This window comes from Teichococcus vastitatis (assembly GCF_003604215.1).
In the GTDB taxonomy this organism is placed as follows: Bacteria; Pseudomonadota; Alphaproteobacteria; order Acetobacterales; family Acetobacteraceae; genus Pseudoroseomonas; species Pseudoroseomonas vastitatis.
In genome coordinates, this window is record NZ_QXGS01000002.1 from 324,600 (window position 1) to 345,468 (window position 20,869).

Annotated in this window: 18 protein-coding genes; 12 read left to right on the plus strand and 6 right to left on the minus strand. The window is 73.8% G+C overall.

The window, feature by feature from the left end; translation table 11 throughout:
* Nucleotides 1–16: 16 nt before the first annotated feature.
* From D2K64_RS05230 to D2K64_RS05240, 3 genes are all read right to left on the minus strand, one after another.
* Nucleotides 17–1,897, minus strand: coding sequence for an extracellular solute-binding protein (locus D2K64_RS05230; RefSeq protein ID WP_120007143.1), 1,881 nt, complete (start codon nucleotides 1,895–1,897; stop codon nucleotides 17–19).
* 80 nt (nucleotides 1,898–1,977) lie between these two features.
* Nucleotides 1,978–2,748, minus strand: coding sequence for a histidinol-phosphatase (hisN, locus tag D2K64_RS05235; protein ID WP_120007144.1), 771 nt, complete (start codon nucleotides 2,746–2,748; stop codon nucleotides 1,978–1,980).
* The gene (locus tag D2K64_RS05240) at nucleotides 2,748–3,284 is read right to left on the minus strand and encodes a c-type cytochrome (protein ID WP_120007145.1); all 537 of its coding nucleotides are present in this window, start codon (nucleotides 3,282–3,284) and stop codon (nucleotides 2,748–2,750) included. Before D2K64_RS05240 ends, hisN begins: the two co-directional genes overlap by 1 nt.
* Nucleotides 3,285–3,463: 179 nt before the next feature.
* Here D2K64_RS05240 and D2K64_RS05245 point away from each other — a divergent pair, with 179 nt between their 5' ends.
* The gene (locus D2K64_RS05245) at nucleotides 3,464–4,348 is read left to right on the plus strand and encodes a prephenate dehydratase (RefSeq protein ID WP_202910489.1); all 885 of its coding nucleotides are present in this window, start codon (nucleotides 3,464–3,466) and stop codon (nucleotides 4,346–4,348) included.
* Nucleotides 4,349–4,379: 31 nt separating this feature from the next.
* Here D2K64_RS05245 and D2K64_RS05250 read toward each other — a convergent pair whose 3' ends face one another.
* Nucleotides 4,380–5,036, minus strand: a complete 657-nt coding sequence (locus D2K64_RS05250; RefSeq protein WP_120007146.1) for a glutathione S-transferase family protein — start codon at nucleotides 5,034–5,036, stop codon at nucleotides 4,380–4,382.
* 166 nt (nucleotides 5,037–5,202) lie between these two features.
* Between D2K64_RS05250 and D2K64_RS05255 the strand changes: the two genes are divergently transcribed.
* Entirely contained in the window at nucleotides 5,203–5,628 is a 426-nt protein-coding gene (locus D2K64_RS05255) for a DUF3830 family protein (RefSeq protein WP_120007147.1), read from the plus strand.
* Between the two features lie 43 nt (nucleotides 5,629–5,671).
* On the opposite strand, the gene D2K64_RS05260 is transcribed toward D2K64_RS05255, so the two are convergent.
* Nucleotides 5,672–6,124, minus strand: coding sequence for a GNAT family N-acetyltransferase (locus D2K64_RS05260; protein WP_120007148.1), 453 nt, complete (start codon nucleotides 6,122–6,124; stop codon nucleotides 5,672–5,674).
* 166 nt (nucleotides 6,125–6,290) lie between these two features.
* Here D2K64_RS05260 and D2K64_RS24250 point away from each other — a divergent pair, with 166 nt between their 5' ends.
* Nucleotides 6,291–6,485, plus strand: coding sequence for a hypothetical protein (locus tag D2K64_RS24250; protein ID WP_157985730.1), 195 nt, complete (start codon nucleotides 6,291–6,293; stop codon nucleotides 6,483–6,485).
* Between the two features lie 18 nt (nucleotides 6,486–6,503).
* Here D2K64_RS24250 and D2K64_RS05270 read toward each other — a convergent pair whose 3' ends face one another.
* Entirely contained in the window at nucleotides 6,504–9,362 is a 2,859-nt protein-coding gene (locus D2K64_RS05270) for an SLBB domain-containing protein (RefSeq protein WP_238384022.1), read from the minus strand.
* A 122-nt stretch (nucleotides 9,363–9,484) separates the two neighbouring features.
* Between D2K64_RS05270 and D2K64_RS05275 the strand changes: the two genes are divergently transcribed.
* The 9 genes from D2K64_RS05275 to D2K64_RS05315 all read left to right on the plus strand — a co-directional run bounded on the left by D2K64_RS05275 (nucleotide 9,485) and on the right by D2K64_RS05315 (nucleotide 20,864).
* Nucleotides 9,485–11,161 carry a heparinase II/III family protein gene (locus D2K64_RS05275; RefSeq protein ID WP_238384023.1) on the plus strand — a complete coding sequence of 559 codons (1,677 nt, stop codon included), beginning with the start codon at nucleotides 9,485–9,487 and terminating at the stop codon, nucleotides 11,159–11,161.
* 13 nt (nucleotides 11,162–11,174) lie between these two features.
* Nucleotides 11,175–12,026 carry a hypothetical protein gene (locus tag D2K64_RS05280; RefSeq protein WP_120007151.1) on the plus strand — a complete coding sequence of 284 codons (852 nt, stop codon included), beginning with the start codon at nucleotides 11,175–11,177 and terminating at the stop codon, nucleotides 12,024–12,026.
* A complete protein-coding gene (locus D2K64_RS25905; RefSeq protein ID WP_120007152.1) occupies nucleotides 12,023–13,282 on the plus strand; it encodes an O-antigen ligase family protein in 1,260 nt (419 codons plus the stop codon). Before D2K64_RS05280 ends, D2K64_RS25905 begins: the two co-directional genes overlap by 4 nt.
* On the plus strand, nucleotides 13,272–13,904 hold the full coding sequence (locus D2K64_RS05290; protein ID WP_202910490.1) for a sugar transferase: 633 nt from the start codon (nucleotides 13,272–13,274) through the stop codon (nucleotides 13,902–13,904). The genes D2K64_RS25905 and D2K64_RS05290 overlap by 11 nt, the downstream gene beginning before the upstream one ends.
* Nucleotides 13,905–13,987: 83 nt before the next feature.
* The gene (locus D2K64_RS05295) at nucleotides 13,988–15,223 is read left to right on the plus strand and encodes a DegT/DnrJ/EryC1/StrS family aminotransferase (protein ID WP_120007154.1); all 1,236 of its coding nucleotides are present in this window, start codon (nucleotides 13,988–13,990) and stop codon (nucleotides 15,221–15,223) included.
* 7 nt (nucleotides 15,224–15,230) lie between these two features.
* A complete protein-coding gene (locus D2K64_RS05300; RefSeq protein ID WP_120007155.1) occupies nucleotides 15,231–16,475 on the plus strand; it encodes a glycosyltransferase family 4 protein in 1,245 nt (414 codons plus the stop codon).
* Nucleotides 16,472–17,677: a non-hydrolyzing UDP-N-acetylglucosamine 2-epimerase gene (wecB, locus tag D2K64_RS05305; protein ID WP_120007156.1), complete on the plus strand. Its 1,206-nt coding sequence runs from the start codon at nucleotides 16,472–16,474 to the stop codon at nucleotides 17,675–17,677. The genes D2K64_RS05300 and wecB overlap by 4 nt, the downstream gene beginning before the upstream one ends.
* Nucleotides 17,677–18,840, plus strand: a complete 1,164-nt coding sequence (locus D2K64_RS05310) for a glycosyltransferase (RefSeq protein WP_120007157.1) — start codon at nucleotides 17,677–17,679, stop codon at nucleotides 18,838–18,840. Before wecB ends, D2K64_RS05310 begins: the two co-directional genes overlap by 1 nt.
* Nucleotides 18,841–18,926: 86 nt before the next feature.
* Nucleotides 18,927–20,864, plus strand: a complete 1,938-nt coding sequence (locus D2K64_RS05315; protein ID WP_120007323.1) for a polysaccharide biosynthesis protein — start codon at nucleotides 18,927–18,929, stop codon at nucleotides 20,862–20,864.
* Nucleotides 20,865–20,869 lie beyond the last annotated feature (5 nt).

A 20,869-nucleotide genomic window follows, 5' to 3' on the forward strand; every position in this document is an offset into this window, starting at 1 on the left:
CCTGAACCGGCCGCATCTAGTTGGCGGTGCTCCGGTCGGCCGGCAGCGCCCGGTCGCGCGCCGGGTCCACCCACCAGCTCTGGATGTCCAGCGCATAGCGCGGGTTCTTCTCGGGGTGGCCGAACTTGTCCCACCAGGCGAGGCGGAAGAAGCGGCTGTGCCAGTGCGGGATCACGTAATGGCCCCAGAGCAGCACGCGGTCCAGCGCGCGGGTGCGGTCGATCAGCGCCTGCCGGTCGGGGGCGGAGACCACCAGTTCCACCAGAGCGTCCACGATCGGGTCGCTGATGCCGATGGTGTTGCGGCTGCCCGGTTCCTTGGCCTTGGCCGAGCTCCAGAAGTCGCGCTGCTCATTGCCGGGGGAGAGGCTCTGCGGAAACACCTCGGTGGTCATGTCGTAGTCGAAGCTGTCCATCCGCACCTGGTACTGCGCCGGGTCCACGGTGCGCGGCCGCGCCTCGATGCCGAGCCGCTGCAGCGCCTGGATGTAGGGCAGCGCGACGCGCTCGAAGGTGGGGCCGTTCATCAGGATCTCGAAGCTGAAGGGCTCGTTCCGGTCGTTGACCAGGCGGCGCTCCTTCACCGTCCAGCCGGCCTCGCGCAGCAGGGTCAGCGCCCGGCGCGCATTTTCCCGGTTGCTGTTGCTGCCATCCGAGGCGGGCACGCGGAACTCGGAGGTGAACAGCGATTCCGGCAACCGCCCGCGGAAGGCGGACAGCACCATCAGCTCGCCCTCGGACGGCAGGCCGGTGGCCGCCAGCTCGGAATTGGAGAAATAGGAGGTGGTGCGCGTGTAGGAGCCGTAGAACAGGTTGGCGTTCATCCACTCGAAGTCGAACATCAACCCGAGCGCCTCGCGCACCCTCACATCCTGGAACATCGGCCGGCGCAGGTTCATGGCGAAGCCCTGCATGCCGGTCGGCAATTCGTGGCGGATCTCCTCCCGCTTCACGCGGCCGGAGCGCACGGCGGGAAAGTCGTAGGCGGTGGCCCAGTCCTTGGCCACGTTCTCGGTGCGCAGGTCGATCTGCCCGGCCTTGAAGGCTTCCAGCGCCACGGTGGTGTCGCGGTAATATTCGTAGCGCATCACGTCGACGTTGTGGGTGCCCTTCCGAGTCGGCAGGTCGCGCGCCCAGTAATCCTCGACGCGGCGATAGGTGATGCTGCGCCCCGGCTCGAAGCCGTCGATCCGGTAGGCGCCGGAGCCGAGCGGCACCTCGAGCCCGGGCTGGGCGAAATCCTTGCCCGCCCACCAGTGCTGCGGCAGCACCGGCATCTGGCCCAGGATCTGCGCCAGCTCGCGGTTCTCATTGCCGGAAAAGCGGAATGCCACGCGGTGGTCGCCTTCCGCCACCACCTCGGCCACGTCGCCCCAATAGGCACGGTAGAAGGGGCGGCCGCTCTGCCGCAGCGTGTTGAAGGTCCAGACCACGTCGCCGGCGGTGATCGGCCGGCCATCATGCCAGCGGGCCTTTTCATTGAGAATGAAGGTGACGCCGCGGCCGTCGCGGGGAAGCTCGGCCATGGTGGCGATGTGGCCGTATTCGGTGGAAGCCTCGTCGCCGCTCGGCACCATCAGCGTGTCGTAGATCAGCGTGGTTCCGACGCCCGGCGTGCCGCGCAGGATGTAGGGATTGAAGCTGTCGAAGCTGCCCAGCGCCGTCAGCGTCATGCTGCCGCCTTTGGGGGCGTCGGGGTTGACCCAGGGCCAGTGCTTGAAGTCGGCCGGCAGGGCGGGCTCGCCCAGCAGCGACAGGGCATGGGTGCGGCGCGGCGCCTCGGCCGGGGCCGGGCCGGCGGGCGCGGAGGGGGGAGCCGGGGCCTGCGCCCAGGCGCGGGTCAGCATGGAGCCCGGGACAAGGGCAAGGCCGGAGGCCATCAGGTGTCGGCGGCGCATGGTTCCTAGGATGAGGGTTCAGCCCCGCCGCGACAACCATCCCGTGGTGGCGCTTGCGTTTTGCAATGTGCCGTTTGCGCTCAACCCAGCAGCGCCACCGCTTCCGGCAGCAGCGCGCGGTCACCGACCGCGATCACTTGGCCTGGCCCGTCGAGCCGCAGGGGCTGACCCTGCCAGTCGGTCATGGCGCCGCCGGCGGCCTCCACCACCGGCGCCAGCGCCGCCCAGTCCCAGGGCTTGAGGTCGGATTCCACCACGATGTCGATCAGGCCGAGGGCCAGTAGGCCGTAGCTGTAGCAATCGCCGCCCCAGGTGGCGCGGCGGCAGGCCCGCTGCAGCCGGGCGAAGCGCGGCGCCTCCGCCGACGTGAACATCTCGTGACTGGTGCAGGACAGCTCGGCCTCGGCCAGGGTGGCGCAGGGGCGGGTGCCCGGGGTTCCGCCCATCGCGCCGCGAAACCGCAGCGCCTCCCCCTGCGCGCCGATCCAGCGCTCCCCCGTGGCGGGCTGGTCGATCAACCCCAGCACCGGGCGGCCGCCCCGCATCAGCCCGATCAGCGTGCCGAAGAGGGGACGGCCGGTGACAAAGGCGCGGGTGCCATCGATCGGGTCCACCACCCAGACATACTCGGCATCCGGACGATCGGCACCGTATTCCTCGCCGATCACGCCATGGCCGGGGAAGCGCGCGGCCAGCAGGGCGCGGATGCTGCGTTCGGCGGCGCGGTCGGCCTCGGTCACCGGGCTGGCATCGCCCTTGGCCTCGACCAGCAGGGGCGAACGAAAAAGGGGGCGGATCGCCGCCCCCGCCGCATCGGCCGCCGCCTCGGCGGCGGCGATGAGGTCGCGCATCACGGCAGCGGCTGCGGGCTGTCCGACAGGGAGCGGAGATAGGCGATCACGTCCGCGCGCTGCTTCACGTCGCGGATGCCGGCAAAGGCCATTCGGGTGCCGCGAATGGCACGGGCCGGAGCGGCCAGGAACGCGTTCAACGCCTCGTAATCCCACGGCTTGTCGGCCAGCGCCTTCATCGCGGGGGAATAGTTGAAATTGTCCAGATGCGCATGGTGGTTGCCCACCACGCCATACAGGTTCGGCCCGACCTTGTTGGCACCGCCCTGTTCAAAGGAATGGCAGGACGAACACAGCCGCCCCGCGGCCTGGCGGCCGGTATCGGCGCTGGCGGCGGCCAGCAACGGCGACACCGGTTCGAGCTGCGGCTCGGCGGCCGGGGCGGCGCCCGGCGTCTCGCCCACGCCTTCAATGGTGATCGCGGTCTTTTCCAGGGGCTTCGGGTGAATCACCGTTTCGCCCACAAAGCCTGCCACCATGAACACGACGCCCGCCGTCAGTACGGCCGCGAACGCCTTGTTAACCTCCAAGCTCATGCTGCAGACCCCATCCCTGAACTCAGCCCGGCCACGGTCCCGGATTGGACCCGCGGGCGCATTTGCACGCGACCTTGGCCTCGACTAGAAGCCCATCGACCATAAGGGGTGGCGGCGGGCGCATCAATACGTTGCACCGCACGCGGGTATCCAGCCCCGCCAGGGACGGAGCCGATGCGATGACCAACGCGGACACCAACGGGGCGGGCGGCATGATCGCCTTCCAGGGCGTGCCGGGCGCTTATTCCGATCTCGCCTGCCGCAGCGCCTATCCGGGCTGGACCACCCTGCCATGCCCGTCCTTCGAGTCGGCCATGGAAGCGGTGCGGGATTCGCGCGCCGCCCTGGCCATGCTGCCCTGCGAGAACTCGCTGGCGGGGCGGGTGCCGGACATCCACCGCATGCTGCCCGATTCGGGCCTGTTCGTGATCGGCGAGCATTACCAGCGGGTCGAGCACTGCCTGCTGGCGCACAAGGGCGCCACGCTGGACGGGCTGAAGCGCGCCCACAGCCATCCCGTGGCACTGGGCCAAGTGCTGAACCTGCTGCGCGAGCGCAAGCTGCAGCCGGTGATCGAGGCCGACACCGCCGGCGCCGCCAAGCTGCTGGCCGAGGCGCACAGCCTGGAGGACGCCGCCATCGCCTCCTCGCTGGCCGGCGAGATCTACGGGCTGGACATCCTGCTGCGCAACGTCGAGGACGCGGCGCACAACACCACGCGATTCTACGTCATGGCGCGGCAGCCGCGATTGCCGCCGGCCGAGGCGCCGGACACCGTGACCACCTTCGTGTTCCGCGTCCGCAACATCCCGGCGGCGCTGTACAAGGCGCTGGGCGGCTTCGCCACCAACGGCGTCAACATGACCAAGCTGGAAAGCTACATGCTGGACGGCCAGTTCACCGCCACGCAGTTCCTGTGCGACGTGGACGGCCATCCCGACCACCCGCCGGTGAAGCGGGCGCTGGAGGAACTGGCCTTCTTCTCGCGCGAGCTGCGCATCCTCGGCTCCTACCCCGCGCATCCCTACCGGCTGGGGCAGGCGGCGGGGCAGGGCGCGGACTGAGCGCACCCCGTCCACCGCCGCTTGGCCGGCGCTACGCCGGCTCCTTCTCGCGCTCCGCCATCATCGCCTGGAAGGCCGGGCGGGACTGGCACGCCGCGATCCAGGCGCCGACCGCCGGATATGCCTGGAACAGCGCGGCGTCGCCCTGGGCGTAGCGCAGGATCTCGGCGGCATTCAGGTCGGCCACGGTGAAGCGGCCGCCCACCAGCCAGCCGCCGCCCGCCTGCAGCGCGGTGTCCAGCGCGGCGAAGGGGCGGGCCAGCGTCGCCGCCGCAGCGGCGGCCTTGGCCGCGTCGTGCTTCGGGCCGGCCGGGCGGTGCGTCTGGATCTGCAGGCTGAACGGCTCCACCTCCGTGGCCGCCCAGAAGGCCCACTGGCTCATCAGCGCGTCCTCCACCGCATCGCGCGGGGCGAGCTCGCCGCCATGCTTGCGTGCCAGGTAGAGGTTGATGGCCAGCGACTCGTACAGCACCAGCCCGTCATCGGCGATCACCGGAACCCGGCCATTCGGGTTCAGCGCCAGGAAATCGGGCGAAGCGGTGTTGAACGGGGCATCCGCCGCGGCCGGGTCGGGCAGGCGGTAGGACTGGATCACCGGCACATGTTCGAAGGCAAGGCCCAGCTCGCGGGCCAGCCACACGGTGCGCGTCGCGCGGGAGCGCAGCACGCCATAGATCGTCAGCGCCATTCTCGGCCTTCCTTGCATCATCGGGCGGCGCAGCCTGCCCGCGCCGGGGCATGGCGGCAACCCGCCATGGGGCACGCGAACAGGGGGGGCGCGAACGGATCGGGACCTCGCCCTCGGCGGCGCTTTCTGGCAAGCAGCCCGCTTCATTCGCAACGGGAGCCCCGGCATGGCCGACATCGCCATCGACATCGGCGGAGAAATCTTTCACGCCTTCTTCGAGGACAAGGACGCGCCCAAGACCTGCGCGCGCTTCCGCCAGCTGCTGCCCTACCGGGACCGCATCATCCATGTGCGCTGGAGCGGCGAGGCCTGCTGGATTCCGATGGGCGAGCGCGACCTGTCGATCGGCTACGAGAACGCCACCTCCTATCCTGCGCCGGGCCAGATCATCGTGCATCCGGGCCAGATCACCGGCGTGTCGGAAACCGAGATCCTGGTGGCCTACGGCCCCTGCTGCTTCGCCAGCAAGGCGGGTCAGCTCGCCGGCAACCATTTCCTGACCATCCGCGAGGGGCTGGACCGCCTCGCGACCGTGTGCCGCTCCGTGCTGTGGGACGGCAACAAGCCGATCGTGTTCTCGGCCGGGGGCTGAGGCGCCGCCGGCCCGGAACGGCGCACGGCGCTGCCGCCTCGCGTCAGCGCGGCTTGCTCATGAAGCGGTGCGGGATCCCGGCGTCGAGGAACTCGCCGCCTTCCGCAGCGTAGCCCAGCTTCTCGTAGAACAGGATGGCATGGGTCTGCGCCTCCAGCACGAAGCGGCGCACCCCGGCGAGCGCGGGATCGGCCTCCACCGCGCGCATCAGCGCGGCGCCCAGGCCGGTGCCGCGCGCCGACTGCCGCACCGCGACGCGGCCGATCTTGGCAGTGGCGCCCCCGTCCTTCAGCAGCACGCGGGCGGTGGCGGCCGGCGCGCCCTCGCGCAGCGCCAGGAAATGCAGGGCGGTGGCATCGTGCTCGTCGATCTCGATCTCGGCGGGAACATTCTGTTCCCGCACGAAAACCTCCATGCGGATCGCCATGCAGGCCTCCACCGAGGCGGGGTCGGTGGCGCGGAAGATGGCGGGGGGCGTCGTTGGCGTCGTCGTCATGACGCAGGGCATGCACCGCGCGGCGCCGCAAGAAAAGTCCCGGCCCGCGACGCGCCGCTGGTCCGCCGCCGCCGGGCGGGTCGGCCGACATCCCGCCCCTGCCGATGATGCGCGGCATGCAGCCCGCAGGCCTGCCATGCGTTGCCCGGCAAAGGAGATCCCGGCCATGCCCGACACCCCGCCCGACGACCCGATGCAGCGCCCGGCACGGGAGCGGCCCGGCAACCACCCCAATGCCGCGCCCGGCGAGCATCCCGATCCCCGCGCCGCGCAGCCCGGGCCACGCCCCGGCGAGCCGGACCTGCAGGGTGGTCCCGCCGGTGCCGGCTCCACCGGCGGCACCGGCGACAGCCGCGGCTGACCCGCATCCGGCGCCGGATCAGCGCGACGAGCGGGAAATCACCGACAATGCCGCCGCGCTGATGGACAGCTGCCCCAGGGTTTGCGTCAGGTCGCGGATGAAGCCCCAGGTCTCGTAGGGACTGGGATCCTGCGGCACCACCACGAGGCTGCCGGGCGGGATCGGCGGCCCGCCGGCCTGCCAGGCGCCGAGCCCCGCCGGCACGCTCTGCCCGTTGGGCAGCACCACGAAGGCGCGCCCCCCGTCGGCGAAGCGCTGCTGCCCGCCCGAGGCCCGCACGTATTCGGCGGCCTTCCAGCCGGAGGTGAATTGCAAGCTGCCCGGGTTCAGCACGGCGCCCACCACCGTGACCTCGTTCGGGCGCTTCGGGATGGCGATCAGGTCGCCCGGCTCCAGCAGCACGTCGAGTTCCGGCCGTGCCGCCAGGATCACCGGGTTGGCTTCCACCACCATGCGGCCGGCGGCGCGCGCCTCGCGCAGCGCCCCGGCCATCTCCCGCCCCGCCGTGATGGCACCGCCGAGATCGAGCCCGCTTGCCTTGGAGCCGGCCACGGCCTGCCCGGCCGCCACCTGGATCAGGCTCTGCTCCAGCTCCCGCGCGGTGCGGTTGAAGCCTTCCTGCTGCTTCTGCCGCACACTGTCGCGGGTGAACACCGCGCCATAGGGATAGGCCTGGGGCGACAGCCCGCCGGCACGGGCGATCAGCTCCGACAGGCGCTCGCCGCGCCGGATGTCGTAGATGCCGGGGCGCAGGAACTCGCCCACCAGCGTCACCGGGCCGCTGTCGCGGTCGCCGAAGCCGCGCGGGATGCGGATGCCGTCGCGCGGCGACAGCCGCACCGCGGCGAAATTGCCGGAGCGCAGGTCGAGCAGGGTGCGCTGCAGGGAGATGGCGCCGGCCTGTTCCAGCGGCTCGCGCGACAGCTCCACCGCCGACAGATCGGCCGTGTCGGTATGGCCGCCGGCCGCCGCCAGCACCTGGTCGAGGCCGGTGTTGTCCAGGATCGGGTACAGGCCCGGCAGCCGCGCCTCACCGGACACCAGCACGGCCTGGTCGAGCAGGAAGGGCAGCAGCGCCGGGTAATCCAGAAACACCTGCGGGCAGGGCGGAGCGCCGAGGTCGGGGAAGCCGGCCCCCCGCACATGCGCGAAGCGCACGGGGGAGGAGCGGGCGGCGATGGCCAGGGATTGCAGCGCCGGGCATTCGGCGGACGCGGCCGGGGCGGATGGCAGCGGCACCCCTGCCGCGCCGGGTGCCGCCACCGGCATCGCCGCCGGCGGCGACACCGATGCCAGTTCGCCGCGCAGCGCCCGCTGCACCGGCGGGCTGGCCAGCCACAGGATGTCGGCCTGGGACAACAGGATGACCTCGTCATCCTCGCGCAGCGGCAGCTCGGCCTGGCGCTGCAGCACACGGCCGAGGTCGAAGGCGCTGAAACGGCGCACCCGCGTCGCCGGGTCGACCCGCCATACCACGCCGAGCCGCACATAGGGATCCGTCCGCACCAGGCGCGGATCGGCCAGCAGGCCGCGCAGCCCGCCCCCTGCCGGGCGCAGCAGCGGCTGCACCACGTGGCCCACCACCCGCACCTGCCCGGCGGCGACGTTGAGCCCGGCCTGCACTACCACCGCGTCGCCGCGCCGCAGCCGCGCCTGGGCATTCACGTCCGACAGGCTGCGGCGCCCGGCAGGGTCGGTGCCGTGCAGCAGGAAGCGGTTGCCGGCGGGGCGCAGCGCCTCGCCGCCCAGGCGCAACAGGCTGGAAACCGGCAGGGCGGCCACGCCGGCCGGCAATTCATAGATGCCCGGCCGCGTTACCTCGCCCGCCACCGCCACCGTGGGGCCGAGCGGCGGCACCACCACGCGCTCGCCCTCGCGCAGGCGCAGGTCGGGCTGGCCGGGCTCTGAGCCGATCACGCTGTACAGGTCGATCACCCGGCCGCCGCGCGGCCCCTCGACGCGGATCGCGCGCAGCGAGCCGCTGCGCTTCACCCCGCCCGCATGGCCCAGCACGTCCAGCACCGAGGCCAGCGCGGGCAGGGCCTGCAGCCCGGGCCGCATCACCTCTCCGGCGACAAACACGCCGATCTGCCGCAACTGGCCCACCGAAACGAAGGCTTCCGAGCCGCCCAGCTCGCGCGCCACCCGCTCCTCGATCTCGGCGCGCAATTCGCGCAAGGTGCGGCCGGCGGCGGAGAACGGGGCGAGGTCGGGCAGCATCAGCGTGCCGTCTCGGGTGATCCGCAGCGTCTGGTTCTGCCGCGTGCGGCCGCGGATCGACACCAGCACCTCGTCATCGCGGCCGAGGACGTAGTCATCCGGCAGGCCGCCGGACACCGGCGCGGCGGGCGCCGACAATAGGTCGCGGAAGGTGTCGTAGCCGAACTGCCGCAGCGGCGGCGTGCCCGGGGGCAGGCCCGCGGCGGAGTCGAGTCGCGCGGCGAAGAAGGCTTCGGTCTGCGACAAGGGCTCGGCGAAAGCCGCGCCGGCCATCGGCGGCTGTGCCGGGTGCGGCGGTGGCGCCAGGGTGGCGGGCGGCGCGGAAGGCACCGGGGCCGGCGCATGGCGCGAGCCGGTGGCCTCCAGGATCCGCTGCATGATGTCCTGCTGCACCGCCGGCGGCAGGGCGGGCAGCGGCAGGCCGCCCGGCAGCACGGAGGGCAGGGAGGGCGGCGACAGCCAGGGACTCGGCACCTCGCCGCCGGGGGCCGGCTGCGCCAGGGCGGGCGCCAGCCGCGTGCCCAGCAGGATGCCCGCCATCAGCAGCCGGGCAGCGCGGCACGGAAGGGCCGCCACGATCCCCTTCTGGGACCGGGCAGCCGGATCGGCGGGGCGGGACACGGTTTCGACGCCACCTTGCAGCGCGGGCAGCATCATGCCGCTCGCAAAAACGTGATGCTTGGCTTACCATTTCCTGTATGCCGATCCAAGGCCGCAATATGTCCTCGGCGAGAACCCTACTGCTGGTCGATACTGCCCGGCGGATCGGCCCTCGCCCCTTGACCTTCTACGCCCTGCACAAGCTGGGCCAGGCCGCCGGCCTGCCGCAGCGCCGGCTGCGGCCGGACGCGCCGCCGCGCCTGGAAGGCGGGGTGCTGCCGCCGCGCCTGCCGCCACCCCCGGAGCTGCCGCCCGCGCATCGGGCACGACTCCGCGCCGCGGCGGCGGCGCTGCCTCCGGCCGTTCATCACGGCCCCTTCGATCCCGCCGGCGGCGCCCTCGGCCTGGACCTGTTCCGCGCCGGTGACGTGCGCCCCGTGTGGGAGGTGAACCGCCTAGCGTGGCTGCCGCTGCTGGTGCAGGCGGAGCGGCTGTGGCCGGGCGAGGGCTACCGGGCGCTGCTGTCGGAGCGCCTGCAGGCGTGGTGCCACGCCAACCCGCCCTTTCGCGGGCCGAACTGGGCCTGCGGGCAGGAAGCCGCGTTGCGGGCGCTGAACCTGGCGCTGGCGCTGCTGCTCGCCGGCGCGGCCGAGGCGCCTTCCGCGGCGGCGCGGGAGGTGCTGCGGCTGCATGCGCGGCGCATCGCCGCCACCCGCGCCTATGCCCGCGCGCAGGACAACAACCACGGCATCAGCGAGCCGGCCGGGCTGCTGGTCTGCGGCTGGCTGCTGGGCGAGGCCGGCACGGCGCGCCGCGCGGCGCGCGCCCTGTCGGCGGCGGTGGCGCGGCTGGTGGCGCCGGATGGCGGCTTCGCGCAGGTGTCCACCGGTTATCACCGCCTGCTGCTGGACACGCTGGCGGTGGTGGAAGCGCTGCGCCGCGCCCTGCGGCGGCCACCGCTGCCGGCGCCCTTCGCCGCCCGCGCCGCCGCCGCCGCGCACTGGCTGGCGCGGCTGGTGGCGGATGATGGCGCGCTGCCGCGACTCGGCCACCAGGATGGCTCGGCGCTGGCGGACCTGTCGCTGGGCGGGCCGGAAGATGCGCGCGGCAGCGCCGAGCGCGCGCTGCGCCTGTTCGCCGGCGGATCGGCCGGCTTCCAGGAGGACGCCGGATGCCGGTGGCTCGGCCTGGAGGAGGCGGTGGCGGTGCCGCGCCCGGCGGCTTGGCGGGCCAGCGGCAGCATGGGCTGGGAAGCCGGCGGCGCCCGCGCGCTGCTGCGCACCGGACCGCTGCGTTTCCGCCCCGGGCAGGCCGACCTGCTGCACCTGGAGCTGTGGGACGGCACCCGCCCGGTGTTCGCCGATGCCGGCACCGGCGCCTACAACCCGCCCGAAGCGCAACAATGGTGGCTCGACTACTTCCCCTCCGCCGCCGCGCACAACACCATCACCTTCGACGGGCGCGAGCCGATGCCGCGGCTGTCGCGCTTCCTGCTGGCCCGCTGGCCGCGCCTGCGGCCCCTGCCGGATGGCGCGGCGCTGCGCGACGCGCGGAACAACAGCCACCGCCGCACCGTGCGGGCGGAGGGGCGCCACTGGCTGATCGAGGACCGGGTGGCCGGCCCGTTCCGCGCGCTGGAGCTGCGCTGGCGTCTCGGCCCCGGTGAGTGGCGGCTGGACGGGCAGGGAGCCTGCGGCCCCGCCCTGCTGCGCATCGAGGCCGACGCGCCGCTGGTGGTAGCACTGGAGCCCGGATGGGAAAGCCCCGCCTATGGCGAGGCGCGGCCCTGCACGGTGCTGGTGGCGCGCGCCGCGGCGCCGGTGCGCTGCCTGCTCAGCCGGGTGGCGCTGCCGTGACCATCGCGCCCTGATGCCGCTGCATCACCTCCTGCGCGGCGTGCTGCGCCTGTGGCGCTGGCTATTGCCGGCGCTGCTGCTGATGCTCGGGCTCGGCGGGGCGGTGATCCTGAACTGGCCGCGCGCCTACCTGGCCGAGGCGGTGGTGGCGCCGGCCGAAACCACGGGCGTCGCGGTGTCCACCCTGATCTCGGCCAATGGCCTGACGCCGGGCAGCCTGCTGGACACCCGCCCGGGCGGCAATTTCGCCGTCTACCTGTCGGCGCTGCGCAGTCCCGAGGCGGCGGCGATGCTGGCGCGCGATACCGCCATCCTGGCCGATCTGGCGGCGCAGGGCGAGGCCGGGCTGCTGGCCCCGCTGAAGCAGCTTCTCGGTCTTGGCCGGGCGCCCGACGGGGATGACGTGGAGCGCTGGCTCGACCGCAACTTGGCGGTGACCCAGTCGCTGGCTTCCGTGACCTGGACGCTGGAGCTGGCGCATCCGCGACGCGAGGCGGCGCTGGACGCCCTGGTCCGGCTGCACGGCTTCGCCGAGGCGCGGGTGCGGCAGGACCTGATGGCCGTGGCGCAGCGGCGCATCGCCGCGCTGGAAGGAAGGCTGGGGCAGGAGCGCGACATCTACGTCCGCACGCCGCTGTTCGAGCTGCTGGCGCAGCACCAGCGCATCGCCTTGGTACTGCGCGCGGACGAGGCGGTGGCCGCCCGCATGGTGTCGGGTCCGGGCGCGCCGCTGCGGCCCTCGCTGCCGAACCGGCCGCTGCTGCTGGCGCTGCTGCTGGTGGCGGCACCCCTGGCCTGCCTGTTCCTGGCCGCCTGCTGGGTGTTGCTGCGCGGGTCGCAGCCGCCGCGGCGCGCCGGCGCATGACGGTGCCGCCCGCCACGTCCTGGCAGCGGCTGGGCGCGGTGCGGATCGACGCCGCCGGCTGCGGCAGCCTGGCCGGACTGGCTGCGGCCGCCCTGCACTTCGCCGGGGCGCTGAAATCCACCCCGCCCGGCGCCGCCCTGCCGGTGGACCTGACGCTGCTATCGGCCGCGCTTCTGGTGCCATCGCTGCTGGTTCTGCTGCTGACCCGGCGCTGGTGGCTGCACGGCGCCCTGGCGCTGCCGCTGGCCGGCGCGGCACTGTTGTGGCTGTGGCTGGTGCTGGCCGGTTCCTGGAGCCGCTCCGCCGTGATCCTGCCGCAGAAGCTGCCCGAGATCGTGCTGCTGGGGCCGGTGATGCTGATGGCGGGCATGCTGGTGGGGGCGGATGCGGCCTCGCGCCGCTGGCTGGATCGGGCGACGCTCGGCACCGGGCCGCTGGTGGCGGCCTCGGTGGCCTGGGGGCTGGCCACCGGCAAGGTGGTGCTGGGGGGCCTGGCCGGCGCCAGCCCGGACCTGCTGCGGGTGCAGTACCAGCTGGCCGGGCTGGCCATCGCCTGCGCCGCCGGGCTGGGCGCCGTGCGCATCGTGGAAGCGGCGGCCTGGCCGTCCCGGTTGTTCTGGGGTGTCTTCACCCTGGCCTTGTCCGCTGCGGCGCTGCTGCCCGGCGGGCGGATGGGGCTGATCTCGCTGATCGTGTCGGTGCTGCTGACGCCGGCGCTGCGCTGCTGGTCGGCGCATCGCCCGGCCGCCGCGCTGCGCTGGGTCCTGGCGGCGGCACTGGCGGGCGGGCTGGGCCTCGGCCTGCTGCTGCTGCCATCGCAGGCCATGGACGGGCTGCGCACGCTGGAGCGCTTCACCGAAGGGGGCATGGAAGCCTCGGCACGCCCGGCGCTGTGGCGCGCGGCGCTGCACTGGGCCGGCGAAACGCTGCCGCTCGGCCTCGGCACCGGCGGGTTCACCATCGCCGCCGGCCATGGCGAGCGGCGCGGCCTTTATCCGCACAACCACCTGCTGGAAGCCCTGGCCGAAGGCGGCCCGGTTGGGCTGCTGTTGTGGCTCGGCTGCTTCGGCGGCGGCGCGGCGGTGCTGCTGCTGCGGGCCCGCCACGCGGCGCCTGGGCGGGTGGCGCGGATCGCGGCGCTGGTGCTGCCGGTCGGGCTGGCGGCCATGGTTTCGACCGACCTCGGAAACCGGATGGTCTGGTTTGCCCTGGGTCTGGCGCTGTCAACGGGCATGGTGGCCAAGCGTGTTGAGTGAAGGCTGGTACCGCCGCCGCGGCAAGCGGCTGGCGGATGTGATCGGGGCGGCGCTGGGGCTGCTGTTGTTGTGGCCGCTGCTGCTGGGCACCGCCCTGGCGGTTCGCCTGGCGCTGGGCCGGCCGGTGCTGTTCCGGCAACGGCGCGCCGGACTGGGGGGCGAGCCTTTCACCCTGCTCAAGTTCCGCTCCATGCGCGACGGGCTGGGCGACGACGCGGCGCGGCTGACGCCGTTCGGTCGCCGGCTGCGCGCCTCGGCGCTGGATGAGCTGCCGCAGCTGCTGAACGTGCTGCGCGGCGAGATGAGCCTGGTCGGGCCGCGCCCGCTGCCGGAAGCCTATACGGCGCGCTACACGGCGCGGCAGCGGCGCCGGCTGGAGGTGCGGCCGGGCCTGGCGGGCGTGGCGCAGGCGGCCGGCCGCAACGGCCTGCCCTGGGCAGAGCGGCTGGAACTCGATGCCCGCTACGCCGAGGCCGTCACGCTGCGCACCGATGGCCGGGCCGTGGCAGGAACCTTTGCCATTCTGCTGAGCGGGCGTGGCGTTCACGCCCCTGGCCACGCCACCATGCCGGCCTTCGGCCCCGCTGAAGCTGAAGTTGCGGAAAAGTCCAGAGGGAATTAGTAACTTCTGGTTGAATTCTCCTCTTGCTCCAAGGGGCGAAAGGCTGTTTCGATCCGCGTGTAACTTAAACGTGATGCCCGGAAATGGCCGCCATTCCCCTCCGCAGCAGCGGCGACACCCAGCAGCGATCGGCGGACAATGGCGCGACGGCGGTGCTGGTGTTTCCCAGCCGCTCCCTGCCATCCAAGGCGCCGCGGCTGCGCCTGCACCTGTCGCCGCCGAGCCTGGTCGGCGGCGAGCTGGCGGTGCTCAGCCGCACCCTGACCGATGGCTGGATCGCGCCCGCCGGCCCGGTGCCCGAGCAGTTCGAGCAGGCAGTGGGAGAGGCGGCCGGCTTCGCCCACACCGCTGCCGTGGCGTCCGGCACCGCCGCGCTGCATCTCGGCTACCGCGTGCTGGGGGTGGAACGCGGCGACGAGGTCTGGACCCAGAGCCTCACCTTTGTCGCGACCATCGCGCCGGCGGTGCAGATGGGCGCCCGCCCGCGCTTCCTCGACGTGTCGGCGGAGAGCTGGACGCTGGACCCCAACCTGCTGGAGGACCAGCTGCAGAAGGCGGCCACCAAGGGCCGCCTGCCGCGCGCCGTGGTGCCGGTGGACCTGTATGGCCAGCCCTGCGACCTGGATGCCATCCTGGCGGTGTGCGGCCGCTGGGGCGTGCCGGTGCTCTGCGACAGCGCCGAGGCGCTGGGCGCGCGCTACCGGGACCGCCCGGTGGGCAAGGGCGCGGCGCTGGCCGCCTTCTCCTTCAACGGCAACAAGATCATCACCGCCGGCGGCGGTGGCGCGCTGGTGTCGGATGACCCGGCGCTGATCGCCCGCGCCCGGCACCTGTCCACTCAGGCCAAGGAAACCGCGCCGCACTACCAGCACGAGACCACGGGCTATTCGTACGGCCTGTCCTCGGTGCTGGCCTCGGTGGGGCTGGCGCAGATCGGCGCCCTGGACGCCCGCGTCGCCGAGCGCCGGCGGGTGTTCGACCGCTATGCCGGGGCGCTGTCGGACCTGCCCGGCCTCAGCCTGATGCCGGAGCCGTCCTGGGCCCGCTCCTCCCGCTGGCTGTCGGTGATCCAGATCGACCCCAAGGCCTTCGGCACCACGCGGGAGGCGGTGCGCCGTGCCCTCGAGGCCGCGCAGATCGAGAGCCGCCCGGTGTGGAAGCCGCTGCACATGCAGCCCGCCTTTCGCGGCGCCCGCTTCCACGGCGATGGCCTGTCGGGGCGCCTGTTCGAGCGCGGCCTGTGCCTGCCCAGCGGCAGCATGAGCGCCGAGGAACAGGACCGGGTGATCGACGTGATCCGTGGCTGCTGCAAGGGCTGAACCAGCGATGCGCCTGCTCTACCTGCACCAGCATTATTCCGCGCCCGAGGGTGCCACCGCCACTCGCAGCCACGCCTTGGCGCACGCCCTGGTCCGGCGCGGCCACGCCGTGACCCTGGCCTGCGGCCGCTACGAAGGGGCCGTCACCGGGCTGGACGGGCCGTTCGCCGGCGGCCGGCGCGATGGCACCGTGCACGGCCTGCGCCTGGTGGAGTTCGACATCCCCTGCGGCAACAGCCAGGGCTTCGGCGCCCGCGCCGCCGCCTTCGGCCGCTATGCCGCCCGCGCCGGGCGGCTGGCGGCGGGCGGCGACTGGGATCTGGTGATCGCCTCCTCGACGCCGCTGACGGTGGCGCTGCCGGCGCTGCTGGCCCGCCGCCTGCGCGGCACGCCCTTTCTGTTCGAGATCCGCGATCCCTGGCCCGAGCTGCCGCGCGCCATGGGCGGCGTGCCGGGCTGGGCGCTGGCCGGCATGGGACACCTGGCCGATGCCGCCTGCCGGCAGGCCGCCGCCGTGGTGGCGCTGAGCGAGGGCATGGCGCAGACCGCGCTCAGCCGCGGCGCCGCGCCCGAACGGGTGCATGTGGTGCCGAATGGCTGCGACCTCGACCTGTTCGGGCCGCACATCCCCGCCTGGCGCCCGATGGAGGCGGCGCCGTGGGAGATGCTGGCGGTGTATGCCGGCGCGCATGGCCGCGCCAACGGCCTGGAGCAGCTGCTGGACGCGGCCGCCCTGCTGCTGGCCCGCGGCGAGCACCGAATCCGCCTGATGCTGGTGGGCGAGGGCAGCGAGAAGCCGCGCCTGCAGGAAGCGGCGGCAACGCGCGGCCTGCACAACCTTTCCTTCATGGCGCCGCTCGGCAAACGCAAGCTGGCCAGCCTGCTGGCGGGGGCGCAGGTCGGGCTGCACTGCCTGGCGCCGGTGGCCGAGTTCGCGGAATGGACGGCGCCGAACAAGCTGATGGACTACCTCGCCGCCGGGCTGCCGGTGGTGTCGAACCTGCCCGGCCACGGCGCGCGGCTGCTGGCCGAGGGGCCCTGCGGCATCGCCACGACGCCCGGCGATCCCGCCGCCCTGGCCGCGGCGCTGAGCTGGATGGCGAACAACCCTTCGCCGCGCATCGCCATGGGCCATGCCGCGCGCGAGCAGGCGGTGCGCCGCTGGGACCGCCGCCTGCTGGCCCGTGACTTCGTGGCCATCGCCGAGTCGGCGGCCGAATCCTCCTCCCTGGTGTCCCTGGTTGCCGCATGAGCCTTCCCGAACTGCATCTGGTCGCCGCCGCGCGGCCCAACCTGCCGAAGCTGGCCGCGCTGTGGCACGCCCTGGCGGCGCAACCCCGCTTCTGTCGCCCCGTGCTGCTGCACACCGGGCAGCACCAGGACCCGGCGATGTTCGATGCGCACCTGGCCGATCTCGGCCTGCCGCGGCCGGACGTGTCGCTCGGCGTGCTGTCGGGCGGCGGACACGCGGCGCTGACCGGCCGCACCATGATGGCCTGCGCCGAGCTGTGGGCGCGGCGCCGCCCGGCCCTGGTGGTGGTGGCGGGCGACGTGGACGGCACGCTCGCCGCCGCTCTGGCGGCCCGCAAGCTCGGCATCCGCGTCGCGCATCTGGAAGCCGGGCTGCGCTGCGGCGACCGCGACATGCCGGAGGAGATCAACCGCCGTGCCGTGGACGCGGTCAGCGACTTGCTCTGGGCGCCGGACCACGACACCGCCGTCCGGCTGCTGGCCGAGGGCCACGAGCCCGCCGCCGTGCGCGCCGTCGGCAACGCCATGATCGACACGCTGCTGGCGCGGCTGCCCGCCGCCCTGGCCCAGGATCTGCCGCTCGGCCTCGGCGAGCATCTCTCCGCCGGCGGCTACGGGGTGGTGACGCTGCACCGGCCGGCCAATGTGGACAGCCGCGCCACCCTTTCGGTGCTGCTGACGGCACTGGCGCGCGTCACGGCGCGGCTGCCGCTGGTCTGGCCGGTGCATCCGCGCACCGCCGTGCGGCTCCAGCAATTCGGCCTGGCCATCCCGCCGGGGGTGCGGGTGCTGCCGCCGCTCGGCTACCTCGACTTTGCCGGGCTGCTGGCCCGCGCCTGCCTGGTCGCCACCGACAGCGGCGGGGTGCAGGAGGAGGCGGCGGTGCTTGACATCCCCTGCCTGACGCTGCGCCCCTCCACCGAGCGGCCGGTGACCCTGGCCTCCGGCGCCAACCGGCTGGTGGACCCGGCTGCCCTGGCCGAGGCGGTGGACGAAGTGCTGGCCGGCGCCTGGCCGGCGGCGCGGCCGATCCCGCTCTGGGATGGCATGGCCGGGGCGCGCATGGTCGCGCATCTGCGCGAAACGCTGCAGCGCCCGGCGGCGCCCACCCTGGAGGAGGCGGCGGCGGCCGCCGCCCGGGCGGCCAGCCTGGCCGCCGCCCTGTCCCCGGCGCCGCAGCGCGCGCTGCAGGGGCTGCATTGATGCCGCCCGACGAGGCGGAAAGCGCCGCCCCGCCGCTGGTGTGCATGCTGTCGGCGGCGCATCCGCCGACCGATGTGCGGGTGGTGGCCAAGGAAGGCGCGGCGCTGGCCGGCGCCGGCTGGCGCGTGCTGCACCTGTGCCCGGCCGCTGACGCCGCGGCGCCGCGCAGCCATGCCGGCGTCGCCATCCGCACCTATCGACGGCGCGGCGGCTGGCGCGGGCGCATCGGCAACATCCCGGCCCTGGCGCGGCGCGCGGCGGAAAGCGGCGCCGCCGTGCTGCACGCCAGCGAGCCGGATGCCTGGCTGGCCGCCCTTCTGGCCGCCCGGCGCAGCGGCGCGCGCGTGGTGCTGGACGTGCACGAGCATTATCCCTCCCGCCTCGATGACCGCCTGCCGCAGGCGCTGCGCCCGCTCGGCCGCGCCGCTATCCGCCTGGCCTGCCGCGCCTTGTCCCGCCGCGCCGACGCGGTGGTGGTGGCCAAGGACGGGCTGGATGGCGACTTCGCCGACCCGGCGCGCATCGTGCCCGTGCGCAACTATGCCGCGCCGGAGCCGGTGGTGCCGCGCCATCACGCGCCGGGGCCGCTCACCCTGGTGCATCTGGGCGCGCTGGGCCGGGCGCGCGGCGCGATGGAGATGCTGGACGCGCTGGCGCTCTGCCCCACCGGCACGCGGCTGAGCCTGGTGGGCCGATTCACCGACGGGTCGGAAGCGGCGTTCGCCGCGCGCGCGGCGCGGCTCGGGCTCGAGGCGGCGGTGGCGCGGCATGGCTGGATGCCGCACCGGGCGGCGCTGGACCTCGCCGCCACCGCCGATATCGGCCTGGTGCTGTTCCAGCCAGGAGTGGAGAACCACCGCCTCGCCCTGCCGCACAAGCTGTTCGACTGCATGCTGGCCGGCCTGCCGGTGATCGCCCCCACCTTTGCCGAGGAGGTGGCAGCGGTGATCCGCGGGGCCGGCTGCGGCCTGCTGGTGGACACCGCCGACCCTGCCGCCATCGCCGCCGCCGTGGCGCGGCTGGCCGATCCGGAGCGGCGTGCGGCGCTGGGCGCCGCCGGCCGCGCCGCCGCGCTCGGCCGCTTCGGCTGGAACGCCGAGGCTGAGCGGCTGGTCGGGTTGTACCACCGGCTGGCGCCGCTGCCGCGCACTGCTGCCGCATGAAGCTCGGAGGTGCCATGCCGCTGCCGCAGGACGAGGAGGCGGCATACGCTTCACCGCGCCGGGCAGCCCGCCTATACGCGGCGATCATGGCCCTTCCCCGCATCCTGCTGAACCTCGGCCTCGACTCGCTGCTGGCCGTCCTTGCCCTGCCGCCCGCGCTGTGGATGGCATCGCCCGGGCAATGGCCCCCCGCCTCCTGGTGGCTGGGCGCCGTGCCCGGCGCGGTGCTGGCGCTGCTGGTAGCCGGGCTGCCGGTGCGGCTGCCGCAGCAATACTGGCGCTTCGCCGGCCTTCGCGACCTGGTGGCGGTGGTGGGCGCGGGCCTGGGCGGCGCGCTGCTCTTCGCCCTGGGCCTGCACGCCGCCGATGGCTGGGCGCCGGACAACCTGGCCTTTCCGCTGATCCACGCCTTCAGCCTGTCGGCGTTTCTGCTGGCGCCGCGCATCCTGGCCCCGCTGAAGCAGGCCCACCGCGTCGGCCAACCTTCCGAGGAACCGGCGCGGCCGGTGCTGCTGGTCGGCACCGGCGACGCCGCCGACCTGTTCATCCGTGCCCTGCAGCAGCAGCGCACGCCCGATTACCGCGTGGTCGGCATCCTGGCGCGCTGGCCGCGCTCGGCCGGGCGGCGCATCCATGGCCACCCGATCCTGGGCGGGCTGGAGGAAGCCGGCGAGGTGCTGGAACGGCTGCGCGCCGAGAACCGCCTGCCATCGGCCATCGTGCTGGCCGACCCTGACCTGCACGGGCCGGCGCTGGAGGAATTGCTCGACACCGCGGACCGCAACGGCGTGGTGGTGAAACGCGCCCCGCGCCTGACCGCGCTGGACCCGGCCCGGCGCGAGGCGCCGCTGCGCCGCGTCGACCTGCGCCCGGTGGCGATCGAGGACCTGCTGGACCGCCCGCAGGTGCCGCTGGACCGGGAAGGCATGGCCCGGCTGGTGCAGGGCCGGCGCGTGCTGGTGACCGGCGCCGGCGGCACCATCGGCGGCGAGCTGGCGCGGCAGGTGGCCGCCCTCGGCCCGTCGCAGCTGGCGCTGCTCGACCATGGCGAGTTCGCCCTCTACGGCATCGACCTGGAGCTGGCCGAGACCCATCCCGGCGTGCCGCGCCGCGCCCTGCTGGCCGATATCCGCGACAGCGCGCGCATCGCCCGGTTGATGGAGGATGTGCGCCCCGAGCTGGTGTTCCACGCCGCCGCGCTGAAGCATGTGCCGATGGTGGAGAACGATCCGCTGGAAGGGCTGCTGACCAACGCCCTCGGCACCCGGATCGTGGCCGATGCGGCGCGCTCGATCGGCTGCCTGGCGATGGTGTTCATCTCCACCGACAAGGCGGTGAACCCGACCAGCGTGATGGGCGCCTCCAAGCGGCTGGCCGAGATGTACTGCCAGGCGCTGGACGTGCAGGCGCGGCACGGCGAAGGCGGCATGCGCTGCGTCACCGTGCGCTTCGGCAATGTGCTGGGCTCCACCGGCTCGGTGGTGCCGCTGTTCCGCCGCCAGCTGGAGCGCGGCGGGCCGCTCACCGTGACCCATCCCGACATGCGCCGCTACTTCATGACGGTGCGCGAGGCGGTGGGGCTGGTGCTGCAGGCCAGCGTGGTGGGCGCCGAGGACAGTTATTCCAGGGATGGCGCCGCCCAGCCGCCCGAGCTGGCCGATGGCGGCATCTTCGTGCTCGACATGGGCAAGCCGGTGAAGATCGTCGACATGGCGCGCCGCATGGTTCGCCTGGCGGGGCTGCGGCCGGATGAGGATGTGGAGATCCGCTTCACCGGGCTGCGTCCCGGCGAGAAGCTGTTCGAGGAATTGTTTCACGGCCAGGAGCCGCCGCGGCCGACGCAGTTTCCCGGCCTGATGGTGGCGACGCCGCGCACGGCGGACACCGCGCTGGTGGGCCGCGCCATTGATGAGATCGCCCAGGCGGCGCGCGGCGGCCACGCCAAGGCGGCGCTGGCGCAGCTGGCGCGGCTGGTGCCCGAATTCGACCACAACCCCGGCACGGCGCCGGCGGCGAAGGCCTGACCATG

Excerpts from the sequence above, each read along its gene's own strand:
- D2K64_RS05230 (WP_120007143.1), bottom strand. The coding sequence starts at position 1,897 with ATGCGCCGCCGACACCTGATGGCCTCCGGCCTTGCCCTTGTCCCGGGC.
- hisN (WP_120007144.1), bottom strand. The coding sequence starts at position 2,748 with ATGCGCGACCTCATCGCCGCCGCCGAGGCGGCGGCCGATGCGGCGGGG.
- D2K64_RS05240 (WP_120007145.1), bottom strand. The coding sequence starts at position 3,284 with ATGAGCTTGGAGGTTAACAAGGCGTTCGCGGCCGTACTGACGGCGGGC.
- D2K64_RS05245 (WP_202910489.1), top strand. The coding sequence starts at position 3,464 with ATGACCAACGCGGACACCAACGGGGCGGGCGGCATGATCGCCTTCCAG.
- D2K64_RS05250 (WP_120007146.1), bottom strand. The coding sequence starts at position 5,036 with ATGGCGCTGACGATCTATGGCGTGCTGCGCTCCCGCGCGACGCGCACC.
- D2K64_RS05255 (WP_120007147.1), top strand. The coding sequence starts at position 5,203 with ATGGCCGACATCGCCATCGACATCGGCGGAGAAATCTTTCACGCCTTC.
- D2K64_RS05260 (WP_120007148.1), bottom strand. The coding sequence starts at position 6,124 with ATGACGACGACGCCAACGACGCCCCCCGCCATCTTCCGCGCCACCGAC.
- D2K64_RS24250 (WP_157985730.1), top strand. The coding sequence starts at position 6,291 with ATGCCCGACACCCCGCCCGACGACCCGATGCAGCGCCCGGCACGGGAG.
- D2K64_RS05270 (WP_238384022.1), bottom strand. The coding sequence starts at position 9,362 with ATGATGCTGCCCGCGCTGCAAGGTGGCGTCGAAACCGTGTCCCGCCCC.
- D2K64_RS05280 (WP_120007151.1), top strand. The coding sequence starts at position 11,175 with ATGCCGCTGCATCACCTCCTGCGCGGCGTGCTGCGCCTGTGGCGCTGG.
- D2K64_RS25905 (WP_120007152.1), top strand. The coding sequence starts at position 12,023 with ATGACGGTGCCGCCCGCCACGTCCTGGCAGCGGCTGGGCGCGGTGCGG.
- D2K64_RS05295 (WP_120007154.1), top strand. The coding sequence starts at position 13,988 with ATGGCCGCCATTCCCCTCCGCAGCAGCGGCGACACCCAGCAGCGATCG.
- D2K64_RS05300 (WP_120007155.1), top strand. The coding sequence starts at position 15,231 with ATGCGCCTGCTCTACCTGCACCAGCATTATTCCGCGCCCGAGGGTGCC.
- wecB (WP_120007156.1), top strand. The coding sequence starts at position 16,472 with ATGAGCCTTCCCGAACTGCATCTGGTCGCCGCCGCGCGGCCCAACCTG.
- D2K64_RS05310 (WP_120007157.1), top strand. The coding sequence starts at position 17,677 with ATGCCGCCCGACGAGGCGGAAAGCGCCGCCCCGCCGCTGGTGTGCATG.
- D2K64_RS05315 (WP_120007323.1), top strand. The coding sequence starts at position 18,927 with ATGGCCCTTCCCCGCATCCTGCTGAACCTCGGCCTCGACTCGCTGCTG.